The sequence below is a fragment of the Gilliamella sp. Imp1-1 genome (genome assembly GCF_001690415.1).
Taxonomy (GTDB): Bacteria; Pseudomonadota; Gammaproteobacteria; order Enterobacterales; family Orbaceae; genus Gilliamella; species Gilliamella bombi.
In genome coordinates this window covers 30617-45456 of record NZ_LZHK01000097.1, presented here as the reverse complement: position 1 = coordinate 45456, position 14840 = coordinate 30617, and the positions used below count along the sequence as shown (strand labels likewise).

Here is a 14840-nt window from a genome sequence, read left to right as displayed (position 1 = left end):
TTTTTCCCGCCATTTATAAAAAGTTGAATTACCCATGCCATATTTACGGCAGAGTTCCTTGACAGGAATACCTGCTTCAGCTTCTTTTAAAATAGCGACGATTTGATGTTCAGTCATTTTTTTCATAATTAAATCCCCTTTTACTTTTATCATAGAGAATTTTCTACTTTTTTGCTGTACTATTTTAGGGGATAGTTACATTAACCATCTTTCATTTATTTTCATAACTCTATTATCCTAGAAAAATTTAATGCTAAAATATTAAAAAATAAATATTATTTACATAAAATGTAGAAATTGTTTACGTGTTATCCGAAGTAATTTGTAATGAATATGCATAAAAAAACAAAATTAGCGTCTTATTATAAACAATAGATATGATGTTTATATCATAAAGAAGAAATAACTGCCACTGATTTGATTAAACGCTTTATGGTCAGTTATCCGACTATTTATAACTAGCCTAAGAAAGCCCGATTGAAGCTTTTTATTCCTTTAATCTGTAAGAATGAATGTTCTTAAACCATTATTTATAGCTAGTCAAAGTTGAAAAATCCATCAAAACTAAATTAAGTCAGCAAGCTAAACGCTATAACAAAACCTATTAGGGTATAAACTTATAGGTTATTCTTTACAAGAATAAAACCGATTTGTGTTCCTTTTCCTTGTTCGGTAACAAATGCGCCAACTGCGCAAATCAGTTGTTCGTTGTAGTAAATCAGAGGAATTCGAGTTCGCATCCATGGTGGAATATTATGCTCTTGCCATAGTTTTTTTATTGATCGTGAACCATGACGATTAACAATTTGAAATTTTCCTTGAGCATGGAATCTAACGGTGATTTTTTCATCTGCTTGTGGTAAGCGGCAACATAAATCAGTTTGATAATTAATTTGTAATTCACCAACATTATCTGGAAGTGTTAATGGCAACGCTAAATCCCAGTTTAGGATTTGCTGTTCAATATCTTGATGTAATGCTAACAAATAAAGTTGATTTTGATAACGGCGAACTTGTTGGTTATTAAAGATAAATTTCGGATTGGCGTCTTCTTTTGCTAATGCAACGGTTTGCCAAATTAATGTTATTTGTTGGCGTGTTGGCATATTAATATGATTGTGTTTAAACCACATGCGTAAAATTGCATTTCGTTTATACTCGGAATAGTCCATTAATGGTGCAATAGCCAGTTGATTTTGTTCGGTGATAACTTGCTTAAACTCTACCAATAATAACTCATTAATTAACGTTTCTTGTTGTTGACATAATTCCGCACTGCGTGCAACCATTTGCGAAAAATGTGGCCAGCGTTGATTAAGAATTGGTAAGACTTTTAAGCGTAAAAAATTACGCTCGTAGTGATCATCTTGGTTGCTTTCATCTTCTATCCAATTGAGTTGATGTTTATTCGCATAGGTTTCAATTTGTGATCGTGATATTGTTAATAACGGTCGAAGATGTTGTTGATTTTCCCTTGGCATTGCGGACAATCCCGCAGGTCCACTACCACGTTTCAAAGCTAAGAAGAAAGTTTCACATTGATCATCAAGATGTTGAGCTGTACATAACGTTTCATCATCTTTTAGATGGCGATATATAGCTTGGTAACGTGCATTTCTAGCTTGCTCTTCAATATTACCCGCTATGGGATCAAGTCTGACTTTTTCAATAATTATTGGAATTTGCCATGTTTGACATTGTTGCTTGCAATGCATTTCCCAGTTGTCAGCATTGCTACTCAAACCATGATGAATATAGATCGCTTTTAGTTCTAAATTTGGTAACAATTGTTTTTTAAGCTTAACAAGCACATGCATTAATACCGTTGAGTCAACACCACCACTATATGCAACCAGTAGCGCTTTGTGGTGTTTTATATTATGAAAAACTGTTTGTTTTATTATTTCGTCACACGTGATTTGGTTTTGATTATTCATCTTCTACTTAATTATGCTAAACTAAACATTCGTAATGCATTGGCTTTATATAGATTCATTTTTTATAGCTTGATTCTGTCTAAACCAGTACCAAGATCGGCGATTAAATCATCGGGATCTTCAAGCCCTATATGAAGACGAATTAAAGTTCCTTTAAAATCAATACCAGATACAGGTCTAATTTTTGCTAGTTCTTCGGGTTGATTAGCTAAAATTAATGATTCAAAACCGCCCCATGAATAAGCCATTGAGAAATAAGTTAAGTTGTCAATAAAATCAGATAATTGCTCGTCAGTTAATCGATCTTTGAGTACAAAAGAAAATAATCCACTGGCACCTGAAAAATCTCGTTTAAAATACTCATGCCCCTTACAACTTTCTAATGCTGGGTGATTGACGGTAGCAACTTTAGGATGATGGGCTAACCATTTTGCTACTTTTATGCCATTTTCGTGGTGTTGCTTTAATCGTATTGCTAATGTTCGCAATCCTCGTGTGGCTATATAAGCGGTATCCGCATCGCACATTTGTCCCATTAAGTAAGAACGTTCGCGTAATTTTTCCCAACAGCGTTTGTTAGCAACAGCAGTGCCTATCATGGCATCAGAATGGCCGATTAGATATTTAGTACCTGCTTGTATTGAGATATCAATATCATGATCTAATGCTTTGAATAATACGCCGGCGCTCCATGTATTATCGATCATAATAATAATTTCTGGATTGATGCTGCGAATTGCTTTAACCATTGAAGGAATATCATGAATTTCCATCGTAATTGAGCTTGGTGATTCTAAAAATACCACTTTGGTATTGGGTTTAATTTGATTTGTAATATTGTGACCCACTAATGGCGTAAAGTAATCTGTTTCAACACCAAAATTTTTTAAAATTTGCTGACAAAATTCTTGAGTAGGTTCGTAAGCAGCTTCAGACACTAATATATGATCGCCAGCTTGAACAAAAGCTAAAATAGCATTAGCGACGGCAGCTGCGCCACAAGGGTATAGATAGCAACCAGCTCCACCTTCGATTTCAACCATCGCATCTTGTAGCGCAAAATGAGTTAATGTACCACGGCGTCCATAAAATAATGCACCATTAGCACGGTTTTTGGTTGCTTCTTTTTTTGTTTCAATTGAATCAAAAACCAATGATGATGCACGTTGAATAACCGAATTAACAGCGCCTTGCGTATAACGCTTTTTACGTCCTGCATGAACTAATTTTGTTGGTAATGACATAATGATACACCCTTGCTACTAATTATTAAGGTTGATATTTTTATTAATTTTGATAACAGTTAGCATAGCATGCTGTTAGAATAGTAAAAAATAAATTTTATTAATATTTTCTTGCCAATTATGCTAATTTCTCAACTTGCTTGTCTTAAGGATGCTGACATTGATTTTTCACTGTTGCCTCAAACTCTTCTTGATGAAGCGAATAATTTAAGTGGCCAACGTAAAAAACAGTTTTTAGTTTGCCGATCAATTTTGGCTCATTTGCTTAAACAATACTGTGATATTTCGATGTTACCTGTTATTAAGGTTGGTGATAATGGTCGCCCCTCTTTTTTAGAGCCACACTTACCAGATTTTAATATTAGTCATAGCCAAGATTGGGTAGCAGTTGCGATTTCGTTAGAAGGTAAGGTTGGTTTAGATATCGAAGTAGCACGTCCACGAAAAAATTATTTGAAAGTAGCTAAAAATTTTTTTGCTGATGACGAATATCAATGGATGACTAAACAAGATGATACATTAAGAGCCTTTTGGCAACTATGGACATTAAAAGAGTCTGCATTAAAGCTTTATGCTAAAGGAGTTTGGCAAATAAAATCGGTTAACGTCGACTTAAAACAGCAGATGATTATGGCGCCTTTTGCACAAGAATTTTATTATCAATATCGTCAAGTGGGCGATGTTCACCTATCGGTGAATAGCAATCAACCGATCTCTAAATTAATTTTGTTGCCTTAATACAATGTTTTTCCGTTATCTATTATGGCGCAATGATGGCTTGTTATTTATTAAACTAGATAGATATCTTGAATTCTTTTTCTATTAGTCTCGTTTAATTGATATTCCTGTGATAACCAATTGTCAATTGTACCGTGACGTGTTTTAATTGCATTCAGTGCTGCAGTTAGATACTCTTTTTTGGCAGCAAAAATTAATTTGCGTTTTTCAAACTCATCAGGCGTCATTTTATGTTGGTATTGGCTTAATAGATTTTCACGATAATCTGACAATAGCTGTTCTGTTAGTAAATAATCTTGCATGACAGTTTCTTCACTAACACCCAAAGCAAACAATGTTAATGCAACGCCAACACCTGTACGATCTTTACCAACAGCACAATGTTGTACTAATGGTCTACCTTGTGAGTTTAGTAGGATTGAGGAAAGTTTTTGATATGCTGCGTTATTAAATGGTAGTAGCTGGTAAAGCTTAATCATAAAATCAAATGGAGCATTTTTTTTAAGTGTTTGGTGAGCATTACCTAAATCACTTGTTAAACTTGCGGTGATCGTATTGCTCAACGGATTAGCTGGTACATTAATATAATAAGTATTTTGCCATAATTTATCTGGATTTCGCTCAATTTCATCAGGATCGCGATAGTCTAAAACATAGTGCAGATTTAGCTGATTAGCTAAAAAAAATTGCTCTTGTTGTGTAATAAGCGAGAATGCGCCTGAGCGGTATAGTAGGCCCGATCGAATTTGACGTCCATCAATTGTTTTGATTCCACCTAAATCACGAAAATTAATCCCATTTTTTATCGGTACAACTGATGCCATAACCCGTCCTTATTTATTTTTAACTTTACTTGCTATATTAACATGTTTCTGATTAGAATTAACTCATTGTTATGTTGTTTATCAATTTTTTGAGGTTTTTACTATGTCGATGTTATCTGTTTTACTAACTGATAAACCTGCACCAAAACAGTGGGGAAAAGATGCATTGCTGAGTTTTTCTAACGAGGCGATTACTATTCATTATAAACCGGAACATCGCTTAGGGGCGATTCAACGTGCAGGTCGCAAGTTAGATAACCAAGGAATAAATTCGGTTAAACTAAGTGGTGAAAATTGGGATCTCGAAGCTTGTTGGCATTTTTGGTTGGGCTATCGTAATGCCAAAAAAAGTACAAAAGTAACTTGGTCAGAACTCAACACCAAAGACAAACAAGAATTGAAACGTCGTATAGAAATTATTGATTGGTGTCGGGATATTATTAATGAACAAGCTGAAACATTAAGTCCTGTTGAGTTAGCCACACGAGCAGCTAAGTTAATTAGCACTTACTCATCTGCTGTGACTTACAACATCATTTCAGGTGAAGCTTTAAGAGAGCAAGGTTATATGGGCATTTATACGGTTGGAAAAGGTTCGGATCGGCCAGCGGCTTTGCTTGAACTAGATTATAACCCAACCCAAAATTCTAATTCACCGATAACGACATGTTTAGTTGGTAAAGGTATTACCTTTGATTCAGGAGGATATAGTTTAAAACCAAGTAATTTTATGGAGTCAATGCGCTCAGATATGGGGGGGGCTGCATTAGTAACAAGCGCATTAGCATTAGCCATTGCGCGCGGTTTAAATCAACGTATTAAACTTTATCTATGTTGTGCCGATAATTTAGTAAGTGGCAATGCGTTTAAATTAGGCGATATTATTCGTTACCGTAACGGTAGAACGGTTGAAGTTGATAACACTGATGCAGAAGGTCGACTAGTTTTGGCTGATGGTTTAATTTGTGCTGATAATGATCAACCTCATTATATTATTGATTGTGCAACACTGACTGGAGCGGCTAAGATTGCGGTAGGGAATGATTATCAGTCATTACTTTCGTTTGATGATAAATTTGCTAATCAATTGTTAGCTAGTAGCGATATTGAGCATGAAGCTTTTTGGCGATTACCATTAGCCGAGTTTCACCGTTCGCAATTCCCATCATCATTTGCTGATATAGCAAATTCAGGTATACCTAATACTGCTGGAGCAAGTACTGCTGCGGCTTTCTTATCGCATTTTATTAAAAATTATCAAAAAAATTGGCTACATATTGATTGTTCTGCAACATTCCGTAAAAGCGCCACAGCTTTATGGGCAACGGGGGCAACAGGTATTGGTGTGAGGACAATTGCTAATTTACTTAGTCAGCTTAAATAAAACAAAAAACCACTTTTAAACAGTGGTTTTTAAAGTGGTTTTTGTTAACAAAGTGCAATTTTAATCATTTTTAATAACAATTGCTTTTTTGATATAAATAGGCTCAACTGGCACATTTTGATGTGGTCCCACGCGTTTAGTTGGGACACTAACAATTTTATCAACTATATCCATCCCTTTAGTTACTTTACCAAATACAGCATAACCATATTGTTCTGGAGATTTGTAATTAAGGAAATCATTGTTTACTACGTTGATAAAAAATTGACTGGTTGCGCTGTTTATTTCACTTGTTCTCGCCATTGCAATGGTGCCACGATCATTTTTTAAACCATTGTCTGCTTCATTTTTAATTGGTGAGTTATTCTCTTTAAATTTTAGTTGATCATCAGCGCCACCACCTTGAATCATAAATCCAGGAATTACACGGTGGAAAGTTAAATTTTCATAAAAACCACTATTAACATAATCAAGAAAGTTTTTAGTGGTAATTGGCGCATGTTCGCTGTCTAGTTCAATCTCAATATCGCCCATACTGGTTTGTAATAAGACTTGAGGAATAGCTGAGGCGACAGTTGAAAAAATTGTTAGCAGTAATGTTAAAATTAATAGTTTGATTTTTTTCATATAATAAAACCTCTTTCCGTTTGAATTGGCTGATTATACCGAATATTAAGCTAATTTAAATAACAATTATGCAAAATCGGATAATTTTTTGTGCTGTATATCGTATAACGATTTAATTATATTTAATTAAAAAATTGATTGGTCTATTTTATTGATGTTAACCTGATTTTAAACATTAATAAGATAAGGAGTTATAAAAAATGTTTTTTATAACTCCCTTTTTTATACTAACCGTTTTTATACTGAAACATAGTGTAACCTGAAACTTTTTTACAAAAAAACTGTTAAATTTTATGCGATGTATTTTGTGTGATATGCCTTTATTTCTATCTCATCATGGCATTTGTAGCCAATGTGTTCAAAATATACCTAAATTTAATAAAGTCTGCCATCAATGCTGTTTACCACATTCTTTATCGACTGATATATGTTATCGGTGTCGTGCAAAGAAACCTTATTGGGATGAACTTATTGCTGTTTCTGAGTATGTTAATCCTTTAAAAAAATTGATTCATCATCTAAAGTTCTACAACAAAATTGAATTGAGTACTGCATTGGCAAGATTGATGTTTTTGGCTTGGTATCAACGGCGAGAAATTGATGCGTTAATTAAGCCCGATTTGGTCACTTGTGTGCCATTGCATCATTTTCGTTATTGGTCTCGTGGTTTTAATCAAGCTGAGTTATTGGCAAAACCTATTGCAAGATGGTTAGATTGTGAATTTTATCCTTATTTACTATCTCGAACGTCAAATGTACAAGATCAAAAAAAACTATCTCTTACAGAGCGAATCGCTAATGTTGAAAAGCTTTTTATATGCCATCAAAATCTTTCACATAAATCGGTAATGCTTATTGATGATATCGTTACAACAGGTAATACGATTGATGCAATTAGTCAGCAACTAAAAAATTGTGGAGCAACGAGTGTTTATGTTGTTTGTTTATGCCGTACAGTATTGTAAAATCTTAAACAACCCCTATAATAACCAAGAAAGTTAGTCAACTATTATTAATATATTATAAATGATGTTAGGTTTGTTTATTACCTAATTACATTAAAGTGAGGGGTTATGTCTATTATCACTATTTCTGAATCAGCTCAACAGCACTTTAAAAAATTACTTGCTAATCAATCAGATGGAACACAAATTCGAGTATTTGTTATTAACCCTGGTACTCCAAGTGCGGAATGCGGTGTTTCGTATTGCCCTGCTGATACTATAGAAGATAGCGATATAGAAGAACAGTATGCTGATTTTTCAGTTTATATTGATGAAATTAGTGCTCCATTTTTAGAAGAAGCCGTCATTGATTATGTGACTGATGAATTAGGTTCACAGTTAACATTAAAAGCACCAAATTCAAAAATGAAAAAAGTAGCTGATGATGCACCTCTTATTGAGCGTGTTAATTACGCAATTCAAGCGCAGGTCAATCCGCAATTAGCTAGCCATGGTGGCCATGTTAGTTTAGTGGAGTTGACCGAAGATAATTATGTTGTTTTACAATTTGGTGGGGGGTGTAATGGTTGCTCAATGGTCGATTATACTTTGAAAGAAGGTATTGAAAAGCAATTAATGGCAGAGTTTCCTGAACTCGCTGGTGTAAAAGATATTACTGAACACCAAGCTGGAGCTCATTCTTTTTGCTAATAATGGCAGAAAATAATTTTTATTTAAATCTTGCTTATTGCTAGGATTGAGTCATAATCGGATAACGTTTGCCATTTGACATTCTGATGGGGTTTTATGAATCAAGTTAGTATTATTTCAGATCTTATCGTTTGGATTGAAAAAAATTTGGAACAACCATTATCTATTGATCATGTTGCACAAAAATCAGGTTATTCAAAGTGGCATTTACAACGTATGTTTAAAGAGGTAACTGGTCAAGTTCTTGGTACTTATATTCGACATCGTCGTTTAACTTATGCTGCGCTTGCTTTACGCATGACAAGTAAGCCTATTTTAGATATTGCGATGCAATATCGTTTTGATTCTCAACAAACATTTACTCGTTCTTTTAAAAAACAATTCAATGAAACCCCAGCAAGTTACCGACGAGGAGATATTTGGGATCCTACAGGATTAACTCCTGCTATTGAGCTTAATAAAAACCGGTTTTCATTGCCTGAGCCAAAATTTGTTAATATGCCTCAAAAAACGTTTTGGGGTATCACCTTTAAAAATAATTGCAATTTGAGTCAATTATTAGATGAAGAAAATAAACTAAGATCACAATTTTTTCATAATTATATATCTCGCTGTGGCAATACATGTGAAAACTTGCCAGATAAAATTTATGCTTTTAGCCGTATATTGAAAAGCAAAGATAATGCTAATGAACAAGAGCTTTTTTATACAATTGCTTTAGATCAGAATAATAATTTAGAGCATATTGAGCAGATAGTTAATGAAGGAGGATTGTATCTTTGCTTTAGATATATTGGTTCTCCTGATGAGTTTGGCGATTTTATTTCACAAGTGCATTTAGCTGCTATGCCAGCATTAAAAGTACGTTTACGTTGCTCTAGTTGTGTAATTGAGATTCATCATAATCTTCGCGATGATTCTGTTGAATCGTTTAAGGATATTAAGCATATGGAGTGTGTTTATTGTGTGCCAGTTGTTGCTGATAGTGGAGTCAATATCCAATCAAGTTTATAGTTATAATATGATATAAAAATCTGCTATTAGATATTGACTGAATTATTTAGTTATCTGAGTTTAATAAAATCTTTTCTAACCACTTTTTAAATTCTGGAGTTGCTTCTTTTAGGCTATTAGAGCCTCTTGTTATAGTTGCAATACCAATTTTTAGTTGCTCTTTAAGTTGGCGTTGATTGATTGAACCATCAAGTAATGAATGTACGATTTTTACTCGAGTAATTAAAGCATCTCGCTCATCGGCAGTCATTAGTAATTTTAAAATATCTAGTGAATAACCATCGTTAAATGCTTGGTGTAATAATTCAACTGTTTGTTGCCATTCGTTAGTTTTCATTATAATCACCATTAATATTGTTTATTAAATTCATTTGAACTAAGAAAATTGACATCTTTTTGCCCTAAGATTACTTGATAAATATAATCATATACCAATACGTTTTTGACGTAATTACGTGTTTCAGTAAATGGTATACTCTCAATAAATGCTACTGCATCAAGTTTTCCGTTACTCTTTTTTAGCCAGCGCTTAACATTATTTGGGCCAGCATTGTAAGCGGCTGAAGATAATATACGATTTTTATCATTTTGTAGATAAGCAGTGTTTAAATAGCTAGTGCCTAACTGTATATTTGTTTGAGGATCAAACAATTGTGCAGATGAAATATAAGTTACTGAATTAACTTTTTTAGCTGTTTCTTTAGCTGTGGCTGGCATTAATTGCATTAATCCACTGGCGCCGACAGGTGATTTGACAGTAGTATCGAGTGCACTTTCTTGGCGAGAAATAGCTAAAGCATAAGATAAACCAATAGCTTTATCTTTTAATGCATTGTTATATAAATCTTTGTACATAATAGGCAAACGTTCTGTCCAGTTATCCCAGAGTTTGCCAGCAATGGTTGCTTGAATGCTAAGATCACCCCATCCTTTTTGTAAGGCATATTGAGATAATGCTAAATATTCATTCTTATTTTTTTGATTAGTTAACATATATCGCCATTCGTAGCTTGATTCTGAAAGCATTCCTAAATAACGTAATTCGTTAATTCTTTTTACATAGGGTTGATTGTCGTATTTGCTTTTTAAGGTTGATATTTCTGATTGTGTAATCTTTGGTGATTGGTTATTGATCGAATAAGGTTGATTAAGAGTTTGTGCACTTATCATGCCATAAAACCCACGTTTGGTTGTGAGTGTTTGCAAAATTTTGTTAGCTTCACTTTTTTTATTATTATTTAATAAAACTCTAGCTTGCCAATATTGCCAGTCTTCTTTTAATTGATCTTCTGGTGATAGTTGTGCTATCCAATAACCGATGTCTGTGAAGTTATAGCTATCGATTGCAAGGCGGATACGTTTTTCAACTAATGTTGTATCGTGATATTTTGCAATATAGCTATCACGCCATTTAATTTGTTCATCTGTTGCAGAATTTTTAAAGTAGCTGTTAGCTAAACTATTTTGTAATGCTACCTGTTCTGCTTTACTTAAAGTTTGCTGTTTAACTAATTTTGGTAATAATGCTACAGCTAAATTCATATCAGCTTTTACTAAGCGAGGAAATGATGATAAGACAACTTTTTTAGTGAAAGAGCTAGCTTTAATATTGTTTGAAAAATCTTCTAATTTTTTAGGATTATTAAGAACAGCTAGTAAATTGATTTTTGTTGTTTTGTAGTTGTCATCAAGTAAATTAGCTAGGTGTTTGGCTAATTTTAAATTATTTGCATCAATAGCAAGTTCGATACGTAATAGTATTAAATTAGCTGTCCGTCTACCTGCTTGAGCCCAAGCGTCAAGTAATGGATCGCATGCAGAAGGAAGTTCTTTGCCTGTCATCCAAAGAGATTCAACAGAGCTAAAAGCAACCTCCTTATTTCCTTGTTGTAGTAATGCATATTGATAACGACAATTAGAAAGTGTGGAGTTATCTTTTGGGAACGAAACGATTGAATTCCAATCTTGACGATTGCTTAATTCGCTTAAATAAGATTGTGTTAATGAAGCTGTTAGCGGAAAATCATTATATTGATTAATAAAATCGCTTACCATTTGTGGTGAAACGATTTTAATATTACTCTGAAAAAACTGTACAGCAGCATAAGGATATAATGGATAATCTTTTATGGTAGAGAGTAATGTTCGCTGTTCTTCAAAGTTAAGTGATTGATAGGAGTTAAGCCATTTTTGATAATTTTCTCGACCTTTTTGAGAACTATCTGCATAAATGTTACCTGTGAACAATAGGTTAATTATCAAAAAATAACGTAATACTAATTTCATCCTTTAGCTCCTATGTTAATTTAGTTTATTAGATTAGCATATTAAGCTATGATTCGTCGATAATGAACTGCGGTTTAATTCCTACTAAAACACTCAACTAAATACTTGACTAAACCGAAAGGATATATACAATATGCATACTTACATATAAAGGAATGCTCAATGAAACTGACATCAAAAGGGCGATACGCGGTGACGGCAATGCTTGATGTTGCTTTACATGCAGATTCAGGACCGGTATCACTAGCTGATATTTCAGAACGTCAAGAAATTTCACTTTCTTATCTTGAACAATTGTTTGCTCGGTTACGAAAAAATGGTTTGGTGCGCAGTGTTAGAGGCCCAGGTGGCGGTTATATACTGAGTCGTTCTATGGATCAAATTGCTATTAGTTCAATTGTTAAAGCTGTCGATGAAACAGTGCATGCGACAAAATGCCACGGGCAAGATGGATGTCAAGGTGGTGTTAGATGTTTAACCCATACACTGTGGAATGATTTAAGTGAACGAATTGAGGACTTTTTAACTAGCATTACATTGAGTGAATTGGTCAATAATAAAGAAGTTAAAGCTGTTGCTAGCCGACAAAGTAATATACAACACCTTCAAATTAATTAATAAAAATAGAATACAGAATTTTTCATTGGGAGTAATTAATGAAACTACCTATTTATATGGATTATGCAGCGACAACGCCTGTAGATCCTAGAGTTGCTGAAAAAATGATGCAGTATTTAACGCCAGACGGTATATTTGGTAATCCAGCATCTCGTTCCCATAAATTTGGCTGGCAAGCTGAAGAAGCCGTTGATATTGCCCGTAATCAAATTGCCGATCTTATTGGTGCTGATTCACGCGAAATTGTCTTTACGTCAGGGGCAACTGAAGCTGATAATTTAGCAATTAAAGGTGCCGCTCATTTTAATCAAGCCAAAGGTAAGCACATTATTACTTGTAAAACTGAGCACAAGGCTGTGCTTGATACTTGTCGCCAACTAGAGCGAGAAGGTTATGAAGTAACTTATTTAACGCCAGAATCCGATGGGATCCTTGATCTTGATAAACTTGCAACGGCTATGCGTAGTGATACAACCGTTGTATCAATTATGCATGTTAACAATGAAACGGGTGTAATACAAGACATCGAAAAAATTGGTGAGATGTGCCGTGAAAGAGGCATTGTTTTTCATGTTGATGCAACCCAGTCTGTTGGTAAATTACCAATTGATGTAGCTAACTTAAAAGTTGATTTAATATCATTTTCTGGTCATAAGATTTATGGACCAAAAGGTATTGGTGGGCTTTATGTAAGGCGTAAACCGCGTGTTCGTATTGAAGCTCAAATGCATGGAGGTGGTCATGAACGAGGTATGCGCTCTGGTACTTTACCTGTGCATCAAATTGTGGGTATGGGGGAAGCGTATCATATAGCTAAACAAGAGATGGCTACTGAAATGCCTCGTTTATTATCCTTAAAAAATCGTTTATGGGATGGTTTAAAAGACATTGAAGAGGTTTATTTAAATGGCTCTTTAGAACACAGTGTGCCAAATATCTTAAATGTGAGTTTTGCTTACATTGAAGGTGAATCGTTGATGATGGCTTTAAAAGATTTAGCTGTTTCATCTGGTTCTGCATGCACATCAGCGAGTTTAGAGCCGTCTTATGTATTACGAGCATTAGGGCTTAATGATGAGCTCGCTCATAGTTCAATTCGATTTTCTATTGGTCGTTTTACCACAGAAGAAGAAATTGATTATGTCATTAAATTAATCAGAGAATCTATTGGGAAATTAAGGGATTTATCGCCTCTTTGGGAAATGTTTAAAGATGGCGTTGATTTAACAAAGATTAAATGGTCAGCACATTAAAATTGGGAGTAAATTATGGCATATAGTGAAAAAGTCGTTGATCATTATGAAAACCCACGTAATGTTGGTTCGTTTGATCAAAATGATCCTAATGTTGGTAGTGGTATGGTTGGCGCACCAGCGTGTGGTGATGTGATGCGTCTACAAATCAAAGTGAATGACAACGGTATTATTGAAGATGCTAAGTTTAAAACTTATGGTTGTGGTAGTGCAATTGCATCAAGTTCTTTGGTTACAGAATGGATAAAAGGTAAATCATTAGACGAAGCAGAAGCTATCAAAAATACGGATATTGCTAAAGAACTTGCTTTACCTCCGGTTAAAATTCACTGTTCAATTTTAGCGGAAGATGCAATTAAAGCTGCTATTGATGACTATAAAACCAAAAAAGGACAACGTTAATGGCAATCACATTGACTAATAGCGCAGCTGATCGTATTCAAGCCTTTTTGGCTAATCGCGGAAAGGGGGTTGGGTTACGATTAGGTGTTAAAACATCGGGTTGTTCTGGTATGGCTTATGTTTTAGAGTTTGCCGATGTGATTAATGATGATGATAGTGTCTTTGAAGATAAACATGTCAAAGTTATCGTGGATAAAAAAAGCTTAGTTTATATTGATGGAACTGAACTTGATTTTGTTAAAGAAGGATTAAATGAAGGTTTCAAGTTTAATAATCCTAATACGAAGCACGAATGTGGTTGTGGCGAAAGCTTTAATGTGTAATCGGACACAATAATTATGGTTAATTACTTCGAGCTATTTAGTTTGCCAGTTCAATTGCCGGTGGATATCGCTCAACTAACAACTCATTATCAGCAATTGCAAAAGCAATATCACCCAGATAATTTTGCTGTTGTAAACGATATTGAGAAAGTGGCAATTGTTCAAAAGTCAGCAATCATTAATGATGGTTATCATACGTTAAAAAATCCAATTAAAGCCGCTGAGTATTTTTTATCTCTACAAGGTTTTGACGTAGCAACTGAACAAAGTATTATTCATGATACTAATTTTTTAATGGAGCAATTTGTTTTACGTGAAAGACTTGATGATATCGAACGTAAAGATGATTTTGAATTATTAGATGATTTTTATGCTGAGATTGTTGCTCGTCAAAAGATAGTCTATAACGAATTATTACAATTTATTACTAATCAAGATTGGTCAAAAGCACTTAATCAGATCTATAAAATTCGCTATCTTGCCAGATTGATTGAACAAATCGAAAAGTTACAAGAAAAGCAATTTGATTTATAAT

Annotated in this window: 17 protein-coding genes; 10 read left to right on the top strand and 7 right to left on the bottom strand. The window is 34.1% G+C overall.

Annotation, left to right across the window (positions count from 1 at the left end):
* The 3 genes from A9G38_RS08625 to metC all read right to left on the bottom strand — a co-directional run.
* Positions 1–126, bottom strand: a 126-nt coding sequence (locus tag A9G38_RS08625; RefSeq protein WP_141672863.1) for a transposase, incomplete at its 3' end; no start/stop codon positions are given.
* Positions 127–617: 491 nt separating this feature from the next.
* Positions 618–1937: a tRNA lysidine(34) synthetase TilS gene (gene tilS, locus A9G38_RS08620; RefSeq protein WP_034911201.1), complete on the bottom strand. Its 1320-nt coding sequence runs from the start codon at positions 1935–1937 to the stop codon at positions 618–620.
* A 62-nt stretch (positions 1938–1999) separates the two neighbouring features.
* Positions 2000–3181, bottom strand: a complete 1182-nt coding sequence (metC, locus tag A9G38_RS08615) for a cystathionine beta-lyase (protein WP_034911199.1) — start codon at positions 3179–3181, stop codon at positions 2000–2002.
* Positions 3182–3301: 120 nt separating this feature from the next.
* Between metC and A9G38_RS08610 the strand changes: the two genes are divergently transcribed.
* Positions 3302–3919 carry a 4'-phosphopantetheinyl transferase family protein gene (locus tag A9G38_RS08610; protein ID WP_051634192.1) on the top strand — a complete coding sequence of 206 codons (618 nt, stop codon included), beginning with the start codon at positions 3302–3304 and terminating at the stop codon, positions 3917–3919.
* Between the two features lie 50 nt (positions 3920–3969).
* Here A9G38_RS08610 and A9G38_RS08605 read toward each other — a convergent pair whose 3' ends face one another.
* A complete protein-coding gene (locus A9G38_RS08605; RefSeq protein WP_034911196.1) occupies positions 3970–4743 on the bottom strand; it encodes a tyrosine-protein phosphatase in 774 nt (257 codons plus the stop codon).
* Between the two features lie 103 nt (positions 4744–4846).
* Here A9G38_RS08605 and pepB point away from each other — a divergent pair, with 103 nt between their 5' ends.
* Positions 4847–6127, top strand: a complete 1281-nt coding sequence (gene pepB / locus A9G38_RS08600; RefSeq protein ID WP_034911194.1) for an aminopeptidase PepB — start codon at positions 4847–4849, stop codon at positions 6125–6127.
* A 60-nt stretch (positions 6128–6187) separates the two neighbouring features.
* Here the strand turns inward: pepB and A9G38_RS08595 are convergent, their stop codons facing one another.
* Positions 6188–6754, bottom strand: coding sequence for a peptidylprolyl isomerase (locus tag A9G38_RS08595; RefSeq protein WP_034911191.1), 567 nt, complete (start codon positions 6752–6754; stop codon positions 6188–6190).
* 314 nt (positions 6755–7068) lie between these two features.
* Here A9G38_RS08595 and A9G38_RS08590 point away from each other — a divergent pair, with 314 nt between their 5' ends.
* From A9G38_RS08590 to robA, 3 genes are all read left to right on the top strand, one after another.
* Positions 7069–7719, top strand: coding sequence for a phosphoribosyltransferase family protein (locus tag A9G38_RS08590; protein WP_051634191.1), 651 nt, complete (start codon positions 7069–7071; stop codon positions 7717–7719).
* A 114-nt stretch (positions 7720–7833) separates the two neighbouring features.
* Positions 7834–8409, top strand: coding sequence for a Fe-S biogenesis protein NfuA (gene nfuA, locus A9G38_RS08585; RefSeq protein WP_034911203.1), 576 nt, complete (start codon positions 7834–7836; stop codon positions 8407–8409).
* Between the two features lie 96 nt (positions 8410–8505).
* Complete coding sequence (robA, locus tag A9G38_RS08580; RefSeq protein WP_034911185.1) at positions 8506–9423, top strand: MDR efflux pump AcrAB transcriptional activator RobA; 918 nt, start codon at positions 8506–8508, stop codon at positions 9421–9423.
* A 46-nt stretch (positions 9424–9469) separates the two neighbouring features.
* Here robA and trpR read toward each other — a convergent pair whose 3' ends face one another.
* Both trpR and sltY read right to left on the bottom strand, forming a co-directional pair.
* Positions 9470–9760: a trp operon repressor gene (gene trpR, locus A9G38_RS08575; protein WP_202961545.1), complete on the bottom strand. Its 291-nt coding sequence runs from the start codon at positions 9758–9760 to the stop codon at positions 9470–9472.
* Positions 9761–9771: 11 nt separating this feature from the next.
* Positions 9772–11709 (bottom strand): murein transglycosylase, encoded by a 1938-nt coding sequence (gene sltY / locus A9G38_RS08570; RefSeq protein WP_034911180.1) that lies wholly within the window; start codon positions 11707–11709, stop codon positions 9772–9774.
* 162 nt (positions 11710–11871) lie between these two features.
* Between sltY and iscR the strand changes: the two genes are divergently transcribed.
* From iscR to hscB, 5 genes are read left to right on the top strand one after another with little or no spacing between them, the layout of a single operon-like run.
* Positions 11872–12327, top strand: a complete 456-nt coding sequence (gene iscR / locus A9G38_RS08565) for a Fe-S cluster assembly transcriptional regulator IscR (protein WP_034911177.1) — start codon at positions 11872–11874, stop codon at positions 12325–12327.
* 38 nt (positions 12328–12365) lie between these two features.
* Entirely contained in the window at positions 12366–13580 is a 1215-nt protein-coding gene (locus A9G38_RS08560) for an IscS subfamily cysteine desulfurase (protein WP_034911175.1), read from the top strand.
* 15 nt (positions 13581–13595) lie between these two features.
* A complete protein-coding gene (iscU, locus tag A9G38_RS08555) occupies positions 13596–13982 on the top strand; it encodes a Fe-S cluster assembly scaffold IscU (RefSeq protein ID WP_034911174.1) in 387 nt (128 codons plus the stop codon).
* A complete protein-coding gene (gene iscA / locus A9G38_RS08550; RefSeq protein WP_034911171.1) occupies positions 13982–14305 on the top strand; it encodes an iron-sulfur cluster assembly protein IscA in 324 nt (107 codons plus the stop codon). Before iscU ends, iscA begins: the two co-directional genes overlap by 1 nt.
* Positions 14306–14320: 15 nt before the next feature.
* Positions 14321–14839 (top strand): Fe-S protein assembly co-chaperone HscB, encoded by a 519-nt coding sequence (hscB, locus tag A9G38_RS08545; protein WP_034911168.1) that lies wholly within the window; start codon positions 14321–14323, stop codon positions 14837–14839.
* Position 14840: the final 1 nt, after the last annotated feature.

What these genes read in the sequence shown, in the direction of transcription:
- tilS (WP_034911201.1), bottom strand. Translation starts at nt 1,937, where the DNA reads ATGAATAATCAAAACCAAATCACGTGTGACGAAATAATAAAACAAACA.
- metC (WP_034911199.1), bottom strand. Translation starts at nt 3,181, where the DNA reads ATGTCATTACCAACAAAATTAGTTCATGCAGGACGTAAAAAGCGTTAT.
- A9G38_RS08610 (WP_051634192.1), top strand. Translation starts at nt 3,302, where the DNA reads ATGCTAATTTCTCAACTTGCTTGTCTTAAGGATGCTGACATTGATTTT.
- A9G38_RS08605 (WP_034911196.1), bottom strand. Translation starts at nt 4,743, where the DNA reads ATGGCATCAGTTGTACCGATAAAAAATGGGATTAATTTTCGTGATTTA.
- pepB (WP_034911194.1), top strand. Translation starts at nt 4,847, where the DNA reads ATGTCGATGTTATCTGTTTTACTAACTGATAAACCTGCACCAAAACAG.
- A9G38_RS08595 (WP_034911191.1), bottom strand. Translation starts at nt 6,754, where the DNA reads ATGAAAAAAATCAAACTATTAATTTTAACATTACTGCTAACAATTTTT.
- A9G38_RS08590 (WP_051634191.1), top strand. Translation starts at nt 7,069, where the DNA reads ATGCCTTTATTTCTATCTCATCATGGCATTTGTAGCCAATGTGTTCAA.
- robA (WP_034911185.1), top strand. Translation starts at nt 8,506, where the DNA reads ATGAATCAAGTTAGTATTATTTCAGATCTTATCGTTTGGATTGAAAAA.
- trpR (WP_202961545.1), bottom strand. Translation starts at nt 9,760, where the DNA reads ATGAAAACTAACGAATGGCAACAAACAGTTGAATTATTACACCAAGCA.
- sltY (WP_034911180.1), bottom strand. Translation starts at nt 11,709, where the DNA reads ATGAAATTAGTATTACGTTATTTTTTGATAATTAACCTATTGTTCACA.
- iscR (WP_034911177.1), top strand. Translation starts at nt 11,872, where the DNA reads ATGAAACTGACATCAAAAGGGCGATACGCGGTGACGGCAATGCTTGAT.
- A9G38_RS08560 (WP_034911175.1), top strand. Translation starts at nt 12,366, where the DNA reads ATGAAACTACCTATTTATATGGATTATGCAGCGACAACGCCTGTAGAT.
- iscU (WP_034911174.1), top strand. Translation starts at nt 13,596, where the DNA reads ATGGCATATAGTGAAAAAGTCGTTGATCATTATGAAAACCCACGTAAT.
- iscA (WP_034911171.1), top strand. Translation starts at nt 13,982, where the DNA reads ATGGCAATCACATTGACTAATAGCGCAGCTGATCGTATTCAAGCCTTT.
- hscB (WP_034911168.1), top strand. Translation starts at nt 14,321, where the DNA reads ATGGTTAATTACTTCGAGCTATTTAGTTTGCCAGTTCAATTGCCGGTG.